At 28.6% G+C, this 20,940-nt stretch carries 15 protein-coding genes, 3 riboswitches and 1 other annotated feature; of the genes, 4 read left to right on the top strand and 11 right to left on the bottom strand.

From position 1 onward, the window contains the following. Positions 1-6 precede the first annotated feature (6 nt). From TVTCOM_RS13810 to cplR, 5 genes are all read right to left on the bottom strand, one after another. Positions 7-1,212 carry an aspartate kinase gene (locus TVTCOM_RS13810; protein ID WP_434796855.1) on the bottom strand — a complete coding sequence of 402 codons (1,206 nt, stop codon included), beginning with the start codon at positions 1,210-1,212 and terminating at the stop codon, positions 7-9. A gap of 145 nt (positions 1,213-1,357) precedes the next feature. Further along, a riboswitch (Lysine riboswitch) is annotated at positions 1,358-1,534 on the bottom strand. 80 nt (positions 1,535-1,614) lie between these two features. Further along, positions 1,615-2,910 carry a diaminopimelate decarboxylase gene (gene lysA / locus TVTCOM_RS13815; RefSeq protein WP_434796856.1) on the bottom strand — a complete coding sequence of 432 codons (1,296 nt, stop codon included), beginning with the start codon at positions 2,908-2,910 and terminating at the stop codon, positions 1,615-1,617. Between the two features lie 148 nt (positions 2,911-3,058). After that, a riboswitch (Lysine riboswitch) is annotated at positions 3,059-3,235 on the bottom strand. Between the two features lie 108 nt (positions 3,236-3,343). Further along, positions 3,344-3,805 carry a hypothetical protein gene (locus TVTCOM_RS13820; protein ID WP_434796857.1) on the bottom strand — a complete coding sequence of 154 codons (462 nt, stop codon included), beginning with the start codon at positions 3,803-3,805 and terminating at the stop codon, positions 3,344-3,346. 10 nt (positions 3,806-3,815) lie between these two features. Further along, positions 3,816-4,718: a radical SAM protein gene (locus TVTCOM_RS13825; RefSeq protein ID WP_434796858.1), complete on the bottom strand. Its 903-nt coding sequence runs from the start codon at positions 4,716-4,718 to the stop codon at positions 3,816-3,818. Positions 4,719-4,894: 176 nt separating this feature from the next. Continuing rightward, positions 4,895-6,544 (bottom strand): ABC-F type ribosomal protection protein CplR, encoded by a 1,650-nt coding sequence (gene cplR, locus TVTCOM_RS13830; RefSeq protein WP_434796859.1) that lies wholly within the window; start codon positions 6,542-6,544, stop codon positions 4,895-4,897. Between the two features lie 478 nt (positions 6,545-7,022). Between cplR and TVTCOM_RS13835 the strand changes: the two genes are divergently transcribed. Beyond that, a complete protein-coding gene (locus tag TVTCOM_RS13835; protein ID WP_434796860.1) occupies positions 7,023-7,244 on the top strand; it encodes a DUF1659 domain-containing protein in 222 nt (73 codons plus the stop codon). 9 nt (positions 7,245-7,253) lie between these two features. On the opposite strand, the gene TVTCOM_RS13840 is transcribed toward TVTCOM_RS13835, so the two are convergent. Then, a complete protein-coding gene (locus TVTCOM_RS13840) occupies positions 7,254-9,110 on the bottom strand; it encodes a hypothetical protein (protein WP_434796861.1) in 1,857 nt (618 codons plus the stop codon). Positions 9,111-9,423: 313 nt separating this feature from the next. Further along, a riboswitch (SAM riboswitch) is annotated at positions 9,424-9,529 on the top strand. Positions 9,530-9,626: 97 nt separating this feature from the next. Between TVTCOM_RS13840 and mmuM the strand changes: the two genes are divergently transcribed. Next, positions 9,627-10,559, top strand: a complete 933-nt coding sequence (gene mmuM, locus TVTCOM_RS13845) for a homocysteine S-methyltransferase (RefSeq protein ID WP_434796862.1) — start codon at positions 9,627-9,629, stop codon at positions 10,557-10,559. Positions 10,560-10,583: 24 nt separating this feature from the next. Beyond that, positions 10,584-11,972, top strand: a complete 1,389-nt coding sequence (locus tag TVTCOM_RS13850) for an alanine/glycine:cation symporter family protein (protein WP_434796863.1) — start codon at positions 10,584-10,586, stop codon at positions 11,970-11,972. Between the two features lie 98 nt (positions 11,973-12,070). Here TVTCOM_RS13850 and TVTCOM_RS13855 read toward each other — a convergent pair whose 3' ends face one another. The 5 genes from TVTCOM_RS13855 to TVTCOM_RS13875 form a co-directional block, all read right to left on the bottom strand. Further along, entirely contained in the window at positions 12,071-14,176 is a 2,106-nt protein-coding gene (locus TVTCOM_RS13855) for a vWA domain-containing protein (RefSeq protein ID WP_434796864.1), read from the bottom strand. Between the two features lie 5 nt (positions 14,177-14,181). Then, positions 14,182-15,828, bottom strand: coding sequence for an AAA family ATPase (locus TVTCOM_RS13860; RefSeq protein ID WP_434796865.1), 1,647 nt, complete (start codon positions 15,826-15,828; stop codon positions 14,182-14,184). 22 nt (positions 15,829-15,850) lie between these two features. Beyond that, a complete protein-coding gene (locus TVTCOM_RS13865; protein ID WP_434796866.1) occupies positions 15,851-16,297 on the bottom strand; it encodes a DUF6530 family protein in 447 nt (148 codons plus the stop codon). Between the two features lie 2 nt (positions 16,298-16,299). Continuing rightward, the gene (locus tag TVTCOM_RS13870) at positions 16,300-16,650 is read right to left on the bottom strand and encodes a GIY-YIG nuclease family protein (protein WP_434796867.1); all 351 of its coding nucleotides are present in this window, start codon (positions 16,648-16,650) and stop codon (positions 16,300-16,302) included. A 222-nt stretch (positions 16,651-16,872) separates the two neighbouring features. Continuing rightward, positions 16,873-18,120 (bottom strand): DEAD/DEAH box helicase, encoded by a 1,248-nt coding sequence (locus TVTCOM_RS13875; protein ID WP_434796868.1) that lies wholly within the window; start codon positions 18,118-18,120, stop codon positions 16,873-16,875. An 838-nt stretch (positions 18,121-18,958) separates the two neighbouring features. After that, positions 18,959-19,219: a binding site (T-box leader), on the top strand. A gap of 111 nt (positions 19,220-19,330) precedes the next feature. On the opposite strand from TVTCOM_RS13875, the gene brnQ reads away from it, so the two are divergent. Next, on the top strand, positions 19,331-20,677 hold the full coding sequence (brnQ, locus tag TVTCOM_RS13880) for a branched-chain amino acid transport system II carrier protein (RefSeq protein WP_434796869.1): 1,347 nt from the start codon (positions 19,331-19,333) through the stop codon (positions 20,675-20,677). Positions 20,678-20,940: the final 263 nt, after the last annotated feature.

Consider the following 20,940-nt stretch of genomic DNA (forward strand, 5'->3'; position numbering starts at 1 on the left):
AATCAATTACAAGTTTAATTCTTTAGCTAATACTCTCACTGCTTTTTGTTTATCTTTTGCATCTATTGTATAAGATATACTTATTTCCGATGTTGTTACTTGTTTAAATTCTATTTCATTATCTGCTAATATTCTAAATACTTTTCCAGTTACTCCACTTTGGTTCATCATGCCTATTCCTACAACTGATATTTTAGATATATTTTCTTCTATAACTACTTCCACTTCGTTGTTTTCATTTTTTATTTCTTCTATAACTTCGTTTACTACATGTAAATCTTCCTTAGAAGTTGTGAATGATACATTAACTCGTTCATTTAAAGGAGATGTTTGACTTATCATATCTACATTAACATTTTCCCTTGCCAACTTTTCAAATATCATAGCTATATTATGTGATTTAAATAATATATTGTTTACTGTAATCATAAGTACATCATTACTAACACTTAATCCTGTTATAACCTTTTCTTCCATACTCTCATCATACTCCTTTATATAAGTTCCCTTTATATCTTTAATACTTGATGCTACATATATAGGTACATTGTATTTACATCCTATTTCAACAGCTCTAGTTTCCATAACTCCTGAGCCTAAACTAGCCATTTCCATCATTTCTTCATAACTTATAACATCTAACTTTTTAGCATCTTTATATAATCTTGGATCTACAGAATATATTCCTTCTACATCCGTATATATACTACACTCACATTGTAGTTTAGCTGCTAATGCAACTGCAGTAGTATCAGAGCCACCTCTACCTAGTGTAGTTATATCACCATTTTCATTAATTCCCTGAAAACCTGCTACAACTACTATCTTACCTTCTTCTAAATAATTTTTTATTTTTTTCATATCTATATCTGAAATCTTATTTTTAGTATAAGGTCCTTCTGTTCTTATTCCAGCTTGAAACCCAGTAAGTGCTATGGAATCATATCCATATTCTTGAAATGCCATAGATAATAATGATATAGATACTTGTTCTCCAGTTGATAAAAGCATATCTAAATCTCTTTTACTTGGATTAGACGATATTTCTTTTGATAAATTAACTAGATGATCCGTAGTTTTTCCCATTGCAGATACTACTACAACTATGTCATTTCCTTTTTCTTTTTCTGCTATTACTCTTTTAGCAACAGATTTTATCTTCTCTATGCTTCCTACAGAAGTTCCTCCATATTTTTGAACTATAACGCTCATTTTATCTCCTCCTTTGTATAAACTTTTTATTTGAATAATTGTAGTTTAATTTTAAATTTTGTTGAATGTGGCTACAAAAATCCCCCTTAAGCATTACACTTAAGGGGGATTCAAAATGAGTATATGTATATACCATTATCAATTCCTTAAATGTAGCTCAACACAAATTAAATTTGTGACAGTTATGCATATATTCTATGCATCCCCAGGTATATAACCTTAAAGCGTCAGTTATATCCTTCGGCGATAATTCCTTTTCCAATAAGTCTTCGTGCTTACCTCCTTATTGGTACTCTTAAGTATCGCGACCTCTACAATTAATTATTCTATTATTTATTGTTTTTTATTCTGTATTGTAATTATGCATTTATTACTAACAATTGACTGTGTAGACAATTTATTTTATATTAATTCTAACTCTAAAAGATCCTCATAACTTTGTCTTTTACATATTAATTTACTTTCTCCATTTTTTACTGATACTACTGCTGGTTTTGTTATTTTATTGTAGTTTGAAGCCATTGAATAACCATACGCACCAGTAGATGCTATTACAAGTATATCTTCTGTTTCTATATCCATAATATCAACATCAGTTATGAGTATATCTCCACTTTCACAGCATTTTCCTGCTATCGTCACTTGATTTTTTCTGTCTTTTCCCATCTTATTAGCAATTGCACATTCATATCCTGCTTGATATAATGAAGGTCTTATATTATCTGTCATTCCACCATCCACACTTACATAAGTTCTTACATCTTTTATATCCTTTATAGAACCTACTGTATATATTGTACTTCCTCCATTTGCGACTATTGATCTTCCTGGTTCAATTATTAAAGTAGGAACTTCTATACCTATTTCTTTACAAACCTGCTCTGTTGTTTCTATTATTTGTTCACAGAATTCTTTTATTGTTTTTGGTTCATCTTCCTGTGTGTAGTAAACTCCCACTCCTCCGCCTAAATCTACTTCTTTTATATCTATATCATACTTATCTTTAATTTCTTTTACTAAATTCATCATTATTTTTACTTCGTCTAAGTATGGTTCTACATCAAATATTTGAGAGCCTATATGAGCATGAATTCCTACCAATTCTATATTCTTGTAATTTTTTATACTTTCAACTACATCATGTAAAGCCCTATTTGATAATGCAAATCCAAATTTAGAATCAATTTGTCCTGTTTGTATATAGTTATGAGTATGTGCCTCTATACCAGGTGTTATTCTAAAATACACTGCTTGCTTTTTATTTTTTTGTTCACAAATTCTTTCTAATAAGTCAAGTTCATAGTAATTGTCTACAACAAATCTTCCAACACCTAACTCTATTCCCATTTCTATCTCTTCTACTGTTTTGTTATTTCCATGAAATAGTATTTTATCCATTGGGAAGTTTACCTTATTTGCTGTATATAGTTCTCCTCCTGATACTACATCAAGATATAATCCTTCTTCGTTTATTAGTTTGCACATATACATTGTTAAAAATGCTTTACCTGCATAAGCTACTCTATTATTATTTTCATTTACTTTAAAGTGTTTGATATATTCTCTACAGTTATATCTAACTAGTTCTTCATCAAATACGTAAAGTGGTGTTTGGTATTTTTCTTTAAGTTCTTTACAACTTACACCACCTATATATAATTGGTTATCTATTACTGACATAGTGCCTTGTAATTTCATCTTTTGCCTCCTACATAAATTAATATTCTTTATATAAATAGCAGAGCCCTTATTTTCTTGTGAGATATACAAAAATACCCCTTAAGCATTACACTTAAGGGGTATCAAAAATAGATATATATGCACACATATATACTATTATCTATTCCTCAAATGTAGCTCAACACAAATTAAATTTGTGACAGTTATGCATATATTATATACATCCCCAGGCATATAACCTTAAAGCATGAGTTATACCCTTCGGCGATAATTCCTTTTCCAATAAGTCTTCGTGCTTACCTCATTATTGGTACTCTTAAGTATCGCTACCTCTACAATTATTATTCTTTTATTTATTAAATAGTATTCTATATACTTTTTTTACATTTGTCAACAAACTTTTAAATAATTTTATAAAATTATATTTTATTTTTTACAATATATTAAATATTTAATATAACTCAATCTTATTTGGCCATGGATTATTTCGTGCAATGCTCCATGTTTTATCAATATATTGCAGTGTATAAATTTGCTCTACTGCATGGAAATAATAAGAACCTTTTGTAGTAACTTTATATCCTGCCTCATCCTCTTTTAATAATCCCATTACTTTTGCAATACCCAGCTCAAGTCTATAATCTTTACTTAAATCGCTATTAAACATGTTTTTATAAAGCTCTTTATCTAAATTCATATTGTAAACATTCCAAAATAACCAATAAGATTTTCTTGAAAACTTAGTAAAGTTTAATACTAAGGCACAGGCAAATTCATTTTTATTTATTGCATTTATGTACTCATCTACTGAGAAAGTATCCATATAATTTAAATCACTATTATCATTGCACTTTACAAACTCAAATGGCTTAAAACTTCTGTTTAATACTGGTCTTAAAATATTCGTCAGCATATTCTCTCCCCTATACAAATTTCAGATATGTTTTTAAAGTTTCATATATTATCTTAGGATTTCCACCAAACAATAAGGCAAATTCTACAGCAAATAAGTATCCACATTCATTGCATAGCCCATCTATTTCCACACATCTTCCACATATAAATCTCTTTTTGTTTTCTACTACCAAACATTGCTTGCAAGGTCTGCTCCAATTGTTATGTAAATAATAATCTAGAGCAGAGTATAAATTAAATATGGGATAGCCTCCCTTTATAAGTTGTTTTATAGTGTTTACTACTTCAATTTTTTGTTCTATGCTTAAACTCAGATCCTCTGTACCCTCATAAGGTGTGTGAAAATTAAAGGAAATACTTTTTAGATTTTTAGTATTTTCAACTAATTCACAAAGCTCCTTTACATCCTTATAATTTCTATTATTAATGGCCATATATACACAGATATTGCTGTCATTGGCTTTTTCTACATTTTCTAATATGGTATCAAATGTATTGCCTCTTATGTAATTGTGATTTTCTTTTCTTCCATCAATACTTAGAAATATAATATCCGCTTCTTTAATATCTAAATCTATAGTTCCGTTGGTAACTATATTAACTAATTCAAAGCCTATTTCTTTAGCTTCTGCAATTAAGTCTTTAGCATTTTTCCCCTTGTCATTCCAAAGAAGTGTTTCTCCACCACAAAAAAACAAAATTCTAACGCCTTCATTATAAAGCTTAAGCATTTCCTCCTTTATGTCTTCATAAGGATGAATTATTTTGTTTATGTTGTTCACTGCACAATGCTTACAAGTAAGGTTGCAATAATCTGTAAGTATTATAGTTGCAAGTATTGGATTAGTATTTTTGAAAAATATTGTTTTTAATCCATACCTTGAAAATTCTATAAATGATCTTAGCTTCATGATTTTTCTCCCCAATTTAAATATATTAAGCAATTAATAAATGTATTTTTTTACAATTATGTCTAAATTTTATAACAAGATAATAAGAATGGCAAATTAATTCTTTTAATAAAAAAATAAAGCATACTAAGATAAGAGCCTTCTCCATTTTCTTAATATGCTTTTATTGACAACTTCTATTTGCTAGCTACTTCTTTTAACTTAAGTAAAAGTTCATCATATTTCTTTTCATATTCAGCTTTTTTATTAATATCAGTCTCAACACATAACATGGAAATCACATGGCTCATTTCATTTTCTAAGACCAATATTTCCTCTTCCTTTTTATGATTAATTGATTTTAATTTTTTATTGTTTTCATTTTCCATATACTTACTGTAATTGCCATTAAACTCTTTAATTTTTTTATTTTTAATCTCAATAATATAGTCACACACCTTATCAATAAATGCCCTGTCATGAGATACTATAAGCATTGTTTTCTCCGTATTTTTTAAAGACTCCTCAAGAGCTTGGAGTGAAACAATATCTAAATAGTTGGTAGGTTCATCTAAAATTAAAAAGTTATTATTCTCTAAAATTATTTTACAAAGTGATATTTTCACCTTCTCTCCACCACTTAATACATTTACATTTTTATATACATCATCGCCTTTAAATCCAAATAAATTCAAATTTATTCTTATAAAAGTTTCATCAAAAGAAGAAGATATTTTTATATTATCTAAAATACTTTTTTCTCCATCTAGTACATATTGATTTTGGTCAAAATAGCCTATTCTCACCCTAGGATTTATTCTTATCGCTGTATTATTATTATTTATAATCTCTTTAATCAATGTAGTTTTTCCACATCCATTTTCACCTAACAGAGCTATTTTCTTATTTCGTTTAAATTTAAAGGAAACATTATCTAGTAAATTCTTGTCTTCAATAGAAAGTGTAAGATTATTTATTTCCACCAAATTTTTACTTACTATTTCCAAACCATCTTTTATATATATTTTAATGGAATTTGTACTTTTAGGCTTTTCCTTCACCTCTAGCTTATCTATTCTACTTTGTATGGCTTTCACATTTTGATCTAAATTTTGCTTTTGTCTTTGACCACCCATTTTGTGAAGTCTAGCTTCTGAGTTACCCATTCTTTTGGGAGCTCTTCTTATTCCTTCACTTAAACTTATTTTTTTAATTTTAGCATACTCTAACCTTTTCTTTTCTGACACATACTGCTCAAATTCAAATTTTTGTCTATCTCTTTCTTCTTCTTTTAATTTTAAATATGTTGAGTAATTTCCATTGTATATTTTTAATTTACCATCTTCTATTTCAACGATTTTATTACACAAAGCATCTAAAAATCTTCTATCATGCGATACCAACAACATAGCTCCCTTATGCTTTTTTAACATTTCTTCAAGAACTGAAACACTTTGCTGATCTAAGTTTGAAGTTGGCTCATCTGCTATTATAAGCTTCTTTTGCTCCTTGAGAGCATTGGCTATTCTTAACTTTACCTTTTCTCCACCAGACAAATATTCTTCAAATTTATCAGGTGCATGAAGCATGCTTTTGATTTTGTTATCACTTGATAAAACATCTACATCTTCATTTTGAGTAATATATGAATAACTGTTAGTTAAATATATTTGACCTTGGTCTAATTCTATTTTCCCTATTAAAGCTTTTATCAAAGTTGTTTTTCCTATTCCATTTGCTCCAACTAAGCCTATTTTTTCATTTTCTAATATTTCAAATTTGTCTATATCAAGTATTAATCTATCTGAATAATACTTTTTTAACTTATCTATACTCACTAATTGCATAAAAAAAATCCCTCCTCTTTGTACTCAAATATAAGGAGAGACTATTATAATAATAGGCACACTAAAACAAAATCAGCTCTGCTAAGATATAAAATAAGACTTCACTTTCTGCATCTTACTACATTGCTTAATATTTTATAATTTACTCTCCTCAATTTAAGCACTATAAATACGCCTGCTAAAATAGGCTTTTAAAATTTATAATACTTTTATTTTAAAGGTAAATTATAACTTCATTTTATTTTTATCCGTACCCTTTCTTTTTTATTTTTCAATAGTATTTTATCACGTTTAATCTTTAATTAATATATTTTTTTAGCTTTTTCACAATTTAACTCATACTTATATGATTACTACTATAACCGTTTTCAACACTTTAAAATCTAAACATCTAAAATACCCAGCGAAGCAGTTATTACTTGTTTTTATGTTGTTTCTAATCAAAGGTGAGCTCACAAAAATTTAAGGAGGTAATATTATGGCTGTAGTTTCAAATCCCAACACTTCATCTATAAAGGTAAAATTTGATCATAGCACTGATTTAAATGGTGACAGAATCATAAAAACAAAGACTTTTTCTAGCATAAAATCAGATGATTCAAATGATAACATCTTAGCTGTGGTAAATGCCATTTTGGGTTTACAACAGCATACTTTAAGTGGCACAAACAGAATAGATAATTCTTCCTTATCTGAATAGGAAGTTCCATTAATGTTTTTCATTGAAATATAATGTGTTAGGGTTAATCCAGTAATTTATTTTATCTTTATTAGAATCACTGTTTATTTCTACATTGCTAAAAATAAGCATAATATTTATTTCAGAAGTTTCAAATTTTAAGCTCATATCCTCCAATGTTGCAGAATTTTTATCCATTTTTCCTGGAGGGAATTTTTTTGTAATCCTATCTAAATACTCATTCATATCCAAATCAACTATTATTTCATCATTAAGTAATATCTTTAAAAAAGGTACTCCATCTTGTTGATTTACTTGCCAATAAACTCTATAAATCCCTCTATTCCCATTGATCGTCACAAATTCATTTTCTTTATCAGAAATATTTTGCATATTAACTGCCCAACGATAATCCTTAATATCAATGACTTCTTGTCTTAAAAATAAAGATGTTCCCATGTAATTATCTAGTATTTCATTATCATATTTAGGAAAGGTCTTTTCAAAACCAAAAGTTTTCTTGAAATTTTCACTATTTATAAAATCTTTATCAAACCACTTAGGTAATCTTGCATTTTCTATACTTCCTAAATATTCTACTGCATCAGTAATTGATTCTCGTATATTTTCTTCTGGCTCCTTTATTGCAGGAACTATATTTTCACCTTTAAACATCCCTTCTTTTTCAAGAAGTTTCTCTAGTCTGCTTACTTGTGATGTAACAGGAAAATCATTATACCCAATATATGGGGTAACTGAAATTATAGCTAAAATACTTGTAGTAGTAACAATAAAATGATATGTTTTTTCTTTCTTAAGCATTAATAGAATTGCTGAAGTTAATGTTCCAATCCAAATTAAAGCAAAAATATACTCTGTTGTTTTAAGGCCATATTTTTGCAATTGAACAAATAATGCCCAAGCTTCAAAAGCTAATATAAATATAGCTGCAATAGGATATGTTTTTTTATAAAACTTTGCCATATCTGTTTTATAATGAGCACTCATTATATATAAACATATACCTCCAATTGCATAAGAAGAAGCAATTGATGAAAGTCTTATAAAAGGAACTTCCATTCCATCCATAATCGTCTTTACCGTCCATAAAATCAACACAAAAGTCAACGCTAACATAATCGGAATCATAATATATCCAAATAATATTTCTATAAAACGAGGTTGCCTTTGCGCAATTTCTCTCTGTTTGTCAACAACACCTTTTCGAAAATCAGGAAAATATCCTACAAAAATGGTAAATGCTAAAAATCCGCTTAATGTCCCAATATAACCATACACATTACTACTTAACTCTCTGTAAAGAAGTGCTTTGACAGCTCCTGCTACTCCTGATGTTCCTAACATTATTACAAGACCATAAATAACAGCTATGATAAATGCTTTATTAAACATAAAAAATGATTTTGGAAAATCAGACTGTTCTTCTTGGTCCTCTGCTAAGATAATAAATGCCAAAATACTTACAAAGATAACTACACCTACTCTTGCAGTAGCTATTGAAGAAATGCTCTCATATCTCATTAAGGAGTACTCAGGGTATATTCCACCAAAAAAGTAAAGCAATATTATTGTTATAATGGTAACTATAATTCCTAGAATATTTGCTAATTGAAATATTTTTTTATTGTTATATCTACTTTGTACTGCTGTAATCAATGCAAGACTAAATATAGCTCCTAAAGCAAATGATAAATGTAAACAGTTAAAAAGAAAGTTGTAAGCTTCCTGTTTAGGCCAATCCATATGAATCCTTATTATTGTAACAATAGAAAAGGCTACTGCATTTGCAATTACTATAGGATATCTTTCAAACGCTTTTGCTGAACCTTTAAAAACCTTTGATGTAGAACGAATTAAACTCTCCATAAAAACACCTCCTATTTTATTATAATTAGTATTTAATAATGGTGGTAGTCTAAAACATATTTTAATTTTTATTTTTAAATTTATCTTTACTTCTATTATTTTTATTTTACCACTCACAAAATTAGTGTAGGTAATAAATTGATCCCTTATTTAAAAGAAGGGCTTGGATATAGTTTTGTTCCTCACAGTGCAGTAAAAAGTGAGATTGAAGAAGGATCTTTGGTTTCTATAAATCTAATCATGAAAAAAATAAAAAATATTTACAAAAAATAGAATCTCTGTTACTATATAAATCAAATAAAAAATAAATATCTTCTTATCCAGAGAGGTGGAGGGAAAGGCCCTATGAAACCCGGCAACCAGTATATTAATTATACATTGGTGCTAAATCCTGCAGCATTTTTGCTGAAAGATAAGTGTAAATTAAGTCTTCAAAGCCTAAGTTTATACTTAGGCTTTTATTTTTTAGTAAGACTAATTCTAATGGGATAAGTTGAAATTGAAAGGGGAAATAATATGAATCCAGTAGAAAAATTTTTAAAAGAAAACAAACTAATGATTTTAGACGGAGCATTGGCGACAGAACTTGAAAGAAGAGGATGTGATATAAATGATTCTCTTTGGTCAGCAAAAATTTTAGCAAAGAATCCTGAAGTAATAAAAGATGTGCATTACGATTATTTTGCATCAGGTGCGGATTGTGCCATAACTGCAAGCTATCAGGCAACTATAAAAGGTTTCGTAGAAAATGGATATAGTGAAGATGAAGCAAGAAGACTTATTTCTAAGTCTGTAGAAATAGCAAAAGAAGCTAGAGATGAGTTTTGGAAAGATGAAAAAAATAGAGAAAACAGATCTTATCCAATAGTCGCTGCATCTGTTGGACCTTATGGTGCCTATTTGGCAGATGGTAGTGAGTATAGAGGAAATTACAATATTAGTGATGATGAATTAAAAAATTTCCATAAAGAAAGAATAGAACTTTTAATAAACGCTGGTGCAGATATATTAGCTTGTGAGACTATTCCTTGTTTACAAGAGGCTAAAGCAATTGTAGAAGTTGTAAAAGAATTTGAGGGAGTTTATTGCTGGATAAGTTTCAGTTGCAAAAGTGAGACTGAAATAAGTGATGGTACCTTAATTTCTACTTGTATAAAGGAATTAGAAGCATTACCTCAAGTGGCAGCTGTAGGAATTAACTGTACAGCACCTAATTATGTAAGTTCTTTAATAAAAGAAATTAAAGAAGTTTCTAAGAAAGCTATTGTAGCATATCCAAACTCAGGAGAAGAATATGATGCTAATACTAAGGATTGGCATGGCAAAACTTCAGATAAATGTTTCTGTGAAAGTTGCAAATCTTGGTATGAGGATGGCGCTAGATTAATAGGTGGATGTTGCAGAACTACACCAGAAGATATAAAATCAATAGCTGATTGGGCTAGATAAAAAGATAATTTAAGGGGGATGTATATGGATTTATTTTTAAATATTTTACAGAGTATATCAGATTTTTTATGGGGAACTCCAATGACGGTGGCTCTTGTGGGGACAGGAGTTTATCTATCTTTTAAATTTAAATTTAGATATATAATAAATATGAAATTTCATTTTAAAAACACTTTTGCCAAAGCTTTTAAGAAAAATGATGGTGAAGGAAGTGTAACCGGGTTTGCTGCAGCTTGCACAGCTATGGCAAATACTATAGGTATAGGAAATATAGGTGGAGTTGCTACTGCTATTACTATGGGAGGACCTGGGGCAGTATTTTGGATGTGGATATCTGCTTTATTTGGAATGTCTACTAAAGCAGCTGAGATAATCCTTGGGCAACGTTATCGTGTCAAATTCAATGAAAGTAGTGATGAATATATATGTGATCGTTCTTTCGTAATGAAAAATGCCATGGGATGGAAAAAGAGTGGATTTTTACTTGCCATATCTTGTTTTTTATTTGGACCATGGACTTGTTTAGTACAAACAAATTCTGTTACATCTTCATTAAATGAAGCCTTCGGAATTAATCCTACACTAATTCTTGCAGTACTTGGAATTACAGTTATTATAACAATTGTAGGAGGACTTAAGAGAATATCTGCTACAGTAGAAAAAGTAGTCCCATTTATGGCAATGATTTACATATTAGCTGGTCTTGGAATTCTTATATTAAATATAGATAAGGTTCCAGAATCTATAGGTCTTATTTTCAAATCAGCATTTACACCAGTAGCAGGAGTAGGAGGATTTGCTGGAGCCACAGTTCGAGAATCTATCCGATATGGCATAGCAAGGGGCCTTTATTCAAATGATGCTGGAACAGGTTACGGAATAGTTGCCCATGCAGCAGCAAAAACAGATCATCCAGTGAGACAATCTTCTTGGGGATGGGGAGAAGTTTTTCTAGATACTATTGTAGTTTGCTCAGTAACAGCTTTATCAATAATTATCACAAATGTATATGTAGATTTTCCAGACATAACAAGTGCACAACTTACAACAGTTGCCTTCAAAGTAGCTTACGGAGATTTGGGTGGATATTTTATGGGTATTGCCACAACTCTCTTTGCATGGACTACCATAGTTGGAATGTATTATGCTAGCGAAAAATCAGTAAACTACTTCTTAGGAGATTCTAAAAAAGGAAAGATTGGAATTTATATCTATATGATTTACTTCATAATACCAGTAATTTTTTTCTCAAATTTTGAAGCTGAATTACTATGGGCTGTAACAGACTTACTAAGCGCCATCTATGTTATAGTTACACTTATTTTAATTTATGGAAACAGAAAAGAAATCTTCAGATTATATAATGAATTTTGGGATGAAAAAGTTAAATTAAAAGACTTAAAAGAAGCATAAGCCTATATAAAAAATTCACTAAAAATACTCTAAATCTTGTTCTAACATAGATTAGAACAAGATTTAGAACAGTCATTGGAACAGAGCATGACAACTAACTATACTAAATTCTTTAATATCATAGAAATTCTGTTAGGTAAGGTATTTATATTAGACATATCTAGGAATCTATTTTCTCCATAAATGTCTTTTATTACATCTCTATCATTTCCAATGGCAGCGACAAAGAAATTTATACCTTTTCTTGAATATTCTGATATAACACTCTTTAAGTCCTCTTTTGCTAATTCGTCTTTATAGTTGGGCTTTGCAAGAGGTTTTCCGTCACTTATTATGAATAGTACTTTAATATCAGCCTCAACATCTAATAGCTTATCTGCCACATATTTTATGGGTACTCCATCTCTATTATTACTCTTTGGGCTTATTTGCATCATTCTATAACAGTCATTTTTATCTAGATTATGAAAATCAGAATAGGAATATATGGATACATCCTCTAATTCATTTAAATCTGCTGTATCACCATAAATACCTATTGGTATATTACATTTTTTACAAAACTCCCACATTAAAACAGCTGTTGCACGAGCCATTTCAATACGATTATTAGCCTTCATAGACCCTGATTCATCTATCCTTAGAGCTAGCGCCATTGTTGGTGAATCATTGGGTGGATTTTTTTTACTAAAATATCTAAAATCTTTTTTTGCGACATTTGAAGCGTCAAATTTAGTTCCATAATATCTATTCTTACTGTATTCACTTGATACTTCATTTTCAAGAAATGGTAATACTTGTTTCGCTAACTTATTGGCATACTCAATATATTTTTTATTACTTCTTGTATAATTTAATTTGTCCTCATAAGTAAATCCTGGTCTATGAACTTTTGTTTTAATTCCTTTATGAATTGCTCCATATGAAAATAACTTAAAATCATTTTTATTTTCTTCTGTACTTTCCTTTAAATTCCTTAATTTCATTACTCCTTTTCCAAAGGAGTTTTTATTATTAGATACTCCATCAAAAGTTTCCCTATTTTCTTTATTTATATTATTACAATTTTTATTTTCTTCCTTACTTGAACTTATCAGGTTTATTGCATTTTTATCTTTTGCCATTGTACTTTTATATTGACTATTTTCATCAGAGTTAATTTCCATAACTTCGTCATTTTCTGATTTAACTAAGTCTTTTCTTAAATCCTCGTTAATAGCTTTTTTATTCTTTATCTGTTTTCCAATCTCACCTTTTGTATCTGTCTTTCCTGTATTTGATATTCCTTGGCTGTTTTTGTAAAGATCTTCTTCTATTTCAAAAGATGTTAATGGCTTTATAATATTTATCTCTTCTTTATACACATCATTAAAAGATTCTAAGTATTCTTCTATTTCGTCCCATAGAAAGATACTTAATTTATTAATTTTATTTAATATTTGAATATCATCTTCAGCATCAATAGCTTCATCTATTACTATTTTAACTTTATCAATATTTTTTATATGATAATCTTCCATCTCTTTAAATGTTCTAAATTTTATATAGCAGATTAATTGATTTAATAAAGCATTAAAGGTTTTATTCTTCACTAAATCTATTTTAAATGACTTAATACTATTATATTGATTATCTCTTAGCTTATTAAGTCCCTCTATCAAGCGCCCATAATTAGATAAGTAGTTGTATATAGACTCCTCTACACGACTATCTTCAATAATTTGGTATATAAAAAGTAATAGAGAACATAGTTTTCCAGATTTTTTAGGATTATTTAAATATTTATACATTTTCATTATATTTTCATAGGATTCTTCATCATCAAATTCTAATATATCTTCAGATAAACTTCCACTTAATATTAACTTCTCATATATTTTTTGATTTGAAAAATCTGTGAATAATCTATGTCCTATTTCATGAGCATAATATCCTAATATTAATTCAAGTTTATTATTTTTTTCTTTTCTTATACTCTTTGAACCTAAGTTTATATAAATAGCGTCTTTTTTTATATAAGATATATCATCACTATTTTTATCAACTAAAAGTTTTAATTTATCTTGTTCTAAATTGTATTCTTCGTATAATTTTTTCGATATACTCTTTATATATTCTTCAAATTCTTTAGATTTTAAAATGCTCTCATCTTGTAAATCTAAATTATTTTCTCTTACTAATCTTAAAATATTATTAAAATCCATAGAAATTACCTCCTTCTTTGAGTTTCAATAAACAAAGAAGTATTATTTTCAACAGCTTCCTCCAAAATTCTTATTTCATCAGGATTTGTAGTTATTTTATATATTACTTTGTAATACATAGATTCTCGTATATCTTCACCATTTTTTATTGCCTCTAGCCAGAAAAATAAAGAACGCATTCCTGCAACTCCATGTATAGCATTGGTTGTTGCACATTCATCTAAAACTATAATAGCATCCACTAATTTCGTAACCAGTTCTACATTATCAAATCCAGTTTTGGCTATAGCCCTTTCTATCATAACTTCTCTTTCTGGTAAATCCATTTTTTCTGAGTGTTGTATCCTATCCCTTAAGGCTTCATTCAGTGGTCTGCACCCAATATAGTTTCTATTAGTTGTAATCACAGCTATAAAATCAGGATGTCTATGAACAACTCCTGTTGGTAAATTTATAGTTCCATCTGATTCTAATGCTGAGTTTAAAATCATTAAAACTGCAGAATCACGAATTACTGTAGGTTCTTGTATCTCTAATAAGTAACCTTCTGTAAATGCTTTTACTATTTCTGAAGGGAAATACTTATACTCAATTTCTTTATCATAACTATTATTTTCATTATCTGCAACGGGAAGTATAGAACCTAACACATCTGATTTATCCATATCTGAAAAACAAGTTATCTTAGTATAAGGTAGTCCTAAATTATGAGATAATGCCTTTGCCATTTGAGTTTTTCCAGAACCTGAATCACCTTCTAAAAGAATATTTACTATTTTCATTTCACTATTATCCCAATTACGTTTGATTTCTTTGCATATTCTTCTTTCAATTTTTGAAACCCTATGAGAATCAGGTAGTTTTATAATTTGATTTTTTTCATACTCAGTTAATTCTCTAGACAAATTTAGTACAAATTCTCCTGGATGTATAGTTAAACTCTCTGTTTGTTTTTTCTTTTCTTCTATTTCTTTTACTATTTTAAACTTACCAGCTAATAATTTTGTGTATGCTATCTTTTTATTATCTAAATCTTCCACATTTATTTTTTCTAAAGGTAGGCTTTCTGGAATTAATAGTTTTATATCTTCTTTTAATATTCTACGATATACATTATCACAAAAAGTTGCCATTAACTTTATTGCTACTTCATCTAAATTTTTTATTTCTTCTATATGAAGCTTATATTCATTAAATATACTCAAGGCTTCATTATCTTCTAATATTTGGTTCATCATAGCTAAAAATAATATGCTTCCTTTTTTCCCCTTAGGATTCCTTGTACTTCTTAATTTATATTCATTGCATGTATTATTTTTAGTATCATAATCACAAGCTAAACATCTTCCACTAACTTTGTTGTAAAATAATATTTGTCTTATATCTTCACTTTTACTTTGTAATTCTACACATATGCTATCTTCAATTGATCCAATAGCTCCTATATGACTCTTATTATCAAGTATATCTATATATTTATGTGTTGCTTTTATTATGGGATCTATAAGTATGGATTGTCCTTTTCCAAATCCACCATCTGGAGAATACTTACTTGAAGTATTGACATTTTTACTTTTTAAAATATCAAATGGTTTTTCTTCAAGACCATACTCTCTTCCCCAAAGTGAAGATATGCTGCTTATTTTTCTCATAAATATCCTCCTCTTTTTTATTTTAATATCCTAACTCCCCTAGTATTTCTGCTAGTACTTTAAATCTTTCACCTAGTAACTCACCCTGCTTATTAAATTCATGTGCCAAAGCAATGATATCTTTATCTAAGTTTTTGTTAGATTTACATATTTCAATATTCATTGCATCACCTTGAAGTCCAACACGACTAATAGTCAAATTATTTTCATCATAAAGTTTAGGCATTCTATATGCTTCTTTAAAATACAAACTAACTTCACACAGTAAAATAGTCATATCTAAAACTCTATTTACAGGTAGTTCATCAAATCCTCCATCTAATTTAAAAAGTTTTTCTATTATTTCATCCCTGTTGTTATCTTTATTTTTCTTTACTCCCATTTCTAATTTTTCTATATCTGAGTTAGATGTTCTAAATCCATCTACTTTTTTATAATTATCACATGTTATAACTGGTTTAAATTCCATTTCTATATTTCCTCCACATTTGCTTCTATAAATCTATCTTTGCACATTTCTCTTAATATTTTTAAATCTTCACTATAATCAACTTTACTTTCATCTTTATCATAAGGTAGTATTTCTACTATTGATATTTCAAAGTTCTCTTCTTTATTTTCCTTCCAATCTTTTTGTAATTTTTTGCATCTATGACTATTCAAATTTAATTTAAATCTATCTCCATTTATAGTTGCTTTTATATTTTTGTCACAACCTAAATAAACTGTATTTGTTTTTATAGACTTAAACATATATACACCCATCTCTGGCTTCATTTCTTTATATTGTTGTAATAATTCTTTTTTTCTTTGTCTATCCATCATATATCTCCTATCTTTTAATATTAGTATCGATTATTTTTCTTATTGAAATCTACTTATGCTTCAGAATCTTTTTATAAATTCATTAACACATATAAGTTGGTACTCACTCTATTAATTTATATTATTTCATCTTACAAAACAATCCACGCTCCGTAGAGTATGTTAGTGTAAATAAAAACCACCCTAAGTCTAATAAGGGTGGTAAGTATAAAACATATTTTAATTTTTATTTGTAAATTTATCTTTACTTCTATTATTTTTACTGTTACTTCTATTAGGCTTTCTACTGCCCCTATTATTTCTTTTAGCTACTACAGTTACATCCTCTGCACTAGATACAAAACTGTGATTTTCTACAACTTCAATTTTTTTATTTATAAATTTTTCTATAGCCTTATAAAGATCTCTTTCTTCCATCGAACAAAACGCTGTTGCTCTACCACTTCTTCCCGCTCTTCCTGTTCTTCCAATTCTATGAACATAAGTCTCTGCAACTTCTGGTAAATCATAATTTATTACAAAGGGTAGTTCATTAATATCAATTCCTCTTGCTGCTATATCAGTTGCTACCAATACTCTAATTTTACCTTCTTTAAATTCATTTAATGCTAATTGTCTTGCATTTTGAGATTTATTACCATGTATGGCAGCTGCACTTATTGATGATGATATTAGATCTTTTGTTATTTTATTTGCTCCATGTTTTGTTCTGGAAAATACAAGTACAGATTCTTCTGGATTATTTTTTAATAGCTCTATAAGTAACTTGGTCTTTTGTTTTTTACTCACAAAATAAATATTTTGTTCAACCATCTCAGTTGTTGATGATACTGGCGCAACTTCTACCTTAACTGGATCTTTAAATATTGAATCTGCTAATTTTGATATTTCTTTTGGCATAGTAGCAGAGAAGAATATATTTTGCCTAACCTTTGGAAGGTGACTAATTATTCTTTTTACATCATGTATCATACCCATATCTAACATACTATCAGCTTCATCTAAAACAAAGTGCTTAACATCATTTAATTTTAAGAATTTTTGACTGTATAAATCAAGCATTCTACCTGGAGTAGCTATTAGTATATCTACACCTTCTTTTAATGCTTTAACTTGAGGGTTTTGAGATACTCCTCCAAATATAACCAAACTTTTTATATTTGTATGTCTTGCATAAGCCACAAAGTTTTCTTCTATTTGTATTGCTAATTCTCTCGTAGGTGCTAGTATTACAGCTTTTATAGTTCTTTTGCCTTTTAGTGCTTTTTTATCATTATATATTTGTTGTATTATAGGAATTGCAAAAGCTGCTGTTTTACCCGTACCAGTCTGCGCGCATCCTAGCAAATCTCTACCTTCTAATAATGGTGTTATTGACTTTGATTGTATTGGTGTTGGTTTTATATATTCTTCTTCTTTTAACGCCTTTTGTATTGGCCTAATTATGTCTAAGTCTGTAAATTGCATTTATTTCTCCTTTTTGTTTCCTTTTATATTAATATAAATTATTTACAAAATAAAAATAAACACTTTCAATGCCAGCTAATATCTAAACATAAAAAGTGTTTATCTTTTATATTATACATCATATCTATTAAAATAAAGATATCTTTATTTTTTCATACTTAATTATTCAATTATTCTTTGTTGTTTTGCAATTATTTATAATAAACACCTTTGTCTTTAAATTGGTGTTATTCAAGTGTAACAGAATTTGATGATAAAAGCTAATAATTTTTATTACCACTTCTAGTTTGTAAATGTTAACAGGAAAGTGCATAAATATTCCAACACCAAAATATAGCAAGCCTTGTTGATACTAGGTTCACATGACTCATTTCATTTTCCAATGTTTCAAATTTATTTATATCAAGTATTAATCTATCTGAATTAACTCTGCTAAGACATTAAATAAGGCTTTATTTTCTGACTCTTATTGCATTGCTTAGTACTTTATAATTTACGCTCCTCAATTTAAACACTATAAATATTTATCATATTTAATATTTAATATTTAATCTTTAATCTCAATTACCAATAAAAGCAGTTGAATCTTTAACACTTAAAATCCTACTAGAACACAAAGTAAATAGGTCATTACCATATTAGTTCTGCTCAATACATTAGAACATATAAGAAATAAAAAATAACTGAAAATACTGCAAATCTTGTTCAAACCTAGATTGGAACTAAGAACGATACAATCACTCAAAAACAAAATCATATATATATAAATAATTATACTATTGACATTAACTTTAATAGTATCTATTATATTATTAATAAATTTAAAAAAATCAAAAAAACAAATTCTATGAAGAGAAAAAGTAAGTATTGTTTTGTTCCACAGAGAGTTGGTGTTTGCTGAAAACCAATGTTCAAATTTTACTGAAAAATCATCTCTGAGAAGCAATACTGAACAAATTTTTAGTAAGTATTGTCGGCATCTTTCACCGTTAAAAGATAAGCGTATTGATCGATACGTAACTGAGCGCTACAAAAGGGTTTATTTTTTATAACTTTTTTTGTAGAACTAGGGTGGTAACGCGGATAATCCGTCCCTTGTATATTTTTACAAGGGGCGTTTTTTTGTTTTTGAAAGGGGGAATTTACATGGACATTGAAGGTGAAATATTATGATGTGAAAAATTTAAATTAAAAATGGGAGGATATAAACATGAACAGTTTATCAAAAAAAGATTTATTACTTGTAGGATTAATGCTTTTTTCTTTATTCTTTGGAGCAGGAAATTTAATATTTCCACCATTTCTTGGACAATCAGCAGGGGAAAATATGTACTTAGCAATGGCAGCATTTTTTATAACAGCAGTTGGTTTCCCTATATTAGGTGTAGTTGCAGTTGCTAAATATGGAGGACTTGCTAACTTAGCTAAAAAAGTTAATAATAGTTTTTCAATGGCATTTACAGTTTTAATATATTTATCAATAGGGCCTTGTTTAGGTATACCTAGAGCTGGAAGTTTACCTTTTGAAATGGTAGTATCTCCTTATTTACCAGAAAGTGTACCAAAAACTTTGGCATTATTCTTATTTACACTTGTATTCTTTTCAGTAGCATACTGGCTTTCATTATCGCCAGCAAAATTAGTAGATCGCATGGGGAAAGTTTTAACACCAACTTTATTACTTTTAATATTTGTAATATTTGTAGGGTCTTTATTTAAGCCACTTGGTAGTTATGCTCCAGCTACAGGAGATTATGCAACTACTCCATTAGTTAAAGGATTTTTGGACGGGTATTTAACTATGGATACAATAGCAGCGTTAAACTTCGGTATAGTTATAGCTCTAGCAATAAAATCTAAAGGGGTAAAAGATGAAAAGGCTGTTGTTTCAATGTCTATAAAAGCAGGACTTATAGCAGGTGCTTTATTGGTAGTAATATATTCATTGCTTGCACATTTAGGAGCTACTAGTGGCTTTAGATTTGGATCTACAGAAAATGGTGCTCAAACTTTAACAAATGTTACAACTTATGTATTCGGTAAGCCTGGGGCATTATTATTAGCAGTTACATTTACATTAGCTTGTTTAACAACTAGTGTTGGACTTATAACTTCTTGTAGTCAATATTTTACAACACTTACAAACAAACTATCTTATAAATCTTTTGTTAGAATACTAGCTCTTTCTAGTATGACTCTTGCTAATTTAGGATTAACTAAAATACTTGCAGTATCAGTACCTGTACTAAATGCAATATATCCAATAGCAATAATGCTTATAGTACTAGCAATGCTAGATAGCTTTTTAAAGGAAAGTTATTTCGTTTATAAGTTTACAATATTATTTACTGGTGTAGTAAGTGTTGTTGATGCCCTAGGGCAAGTAGGGGTAAAATTAGGTTATGTTGCAAATTTATTTAGCAAATTACCTTTATATTCACAAGGGTTAGGCTGGATAGTCCCTGCAATACTTGGAATGTTTTTAGGATTAGGTGTTACTTATGTAAAATCTACTTTAAATAATAGATATGTTTTACAAACAGAAAATTTAGCATAAAAATAAAAAATTCGCTTCGCTCATGTCGCCAACGAGATGCGCTTCAGGCAACGACCTTGCTCCATTTCAAGCAGTTGGGATTATAAATTATCCATAAACCAGATAATTTATAATCCCTTAATATATAAAAAAGATATAGGGTAGTTAGTAAATTACCACTAAATCCTATATCTTTTTAAGTATGTAAATTAATTTTCAATTATTCTCAAAAATATATATTTTAGGTATTCAGTTTCTTTTTTACTAGTAAGCTCCTCAATATA

This window comes from Terrisporobacter vanillatitrophus (genome assembly GCF_051148895.1).
GTDB classification, from domain to species: domain Bacteria; phylum Bacillota; class Clostridia; order Peptostreptococcales; family Peptostreptococcaceae; genus Terrisporobacter; species Terrisporobacter vanillatitrophus.

Bases quoted from the DNA above. Each gene is read 5' to 3' on its own strand.
- TVTCOM_RS13835 (WP_434796860.1), top strand. From the start codon at position 7,023: ATGGCTGTAGTTTCAAATCCCAACACTTCATCTATAAAGGTAAAATTT.
- TVTCOM_RS13810 (WP_434796855.1), bottom strand. From the start codon at position 1,212: ATGAGCGTTATAGTTCAAAAATATGGAGGAACTTCTGTAGGAAGCATA.
- TVTCOM_RS13875 (WP_434796868.1), bottom strand. From the start codon at position 18,120: ATGCAATTTACAGACTTAGACATAATTAGGCCAATACAAAAGGCGTTA.
- TVTCOM_RS13850 (WP_434796863.1), top strand. From the start codon at position 10,584: ATGGATTTATTTTTAAATATTTTACAGAGTATATCAGATTTTTTATGG.
- TVTCOM_RS13840 (WP_434796861.1), bottom strand. From the start codon at position 9,110: ATGGAGAGTTTAATTCGTTCTACATCAAAGGTTTTTAAAGGTTCAGCA.
- TVTCOM_RS13825 (WP_434796858.1), bottom strand. From the start codon at position 4,718: ATGAAGCTAAGATCATTTATAGAATTTTCAAGGTATGGATTAAAAACA.
- TVTCOM_RS13860 (WP_434796865.1), bottom strand. From the start codon at position 15,828: ATGAGAAAAATAAGCAGCATATCTTCACTTTGGGGAAGAGAGTATGGT.
- brnQ (WP_434796869.1), top strand. From the start codon at position 19,331: ATGAACAGTTTATCAAAAAAAGATTTATTACTTGTAGGATTAATGCTT.
- TVTCOM_RS13820 (WP_434796857.1), bottom strand. From the start codon at position 3,805: ATGCTGACGAATATTTTAAGACCAGTATTAAACAGAAGTTTTAAGCCA.
- lysA (WP_434796856.1), bottom strand. From the start codon at position 2,910: ATGAAATTACAAGGCACTATGTCAGTAATAGATAACCAATTATATATA.
- cplR (WP_434796859.1), bottom strand. From the start codon at position 6,544: ATGCAATTAGTGAGTATAGATAAGTTAAAAAAGTATTATTCAGATAGA.
- TVTCOM_RS13870 (WP_434796867.1), bottom strand. From the start codon at position 16,650: ATGGATAGACAAAGAAAAAAAGAATTATTACAACAATATAAAGAAATG.
- TVTCOM_RS13855 (WP_434796864.1), bottom strand. From the start codon at position 14,176: ATGGATTTTAATAATATTTTAAGATTAGTAAGAGAAAATAATTTAGAT.
- TVTCOM_RS13865 (WP_434796866.1), bottom strand. From the start codon at position 16,297: ATGGAATTTAAACCAGTTATAACATGTGATAATTATAAAAAAGTAGAT.
- mmuM (WP_434796862.1), top strand. From the start codon at position 9,627: ATGAATCCAGTAGAAAAATTTTTAAAAGAAAACAAACTAATGATTTTA.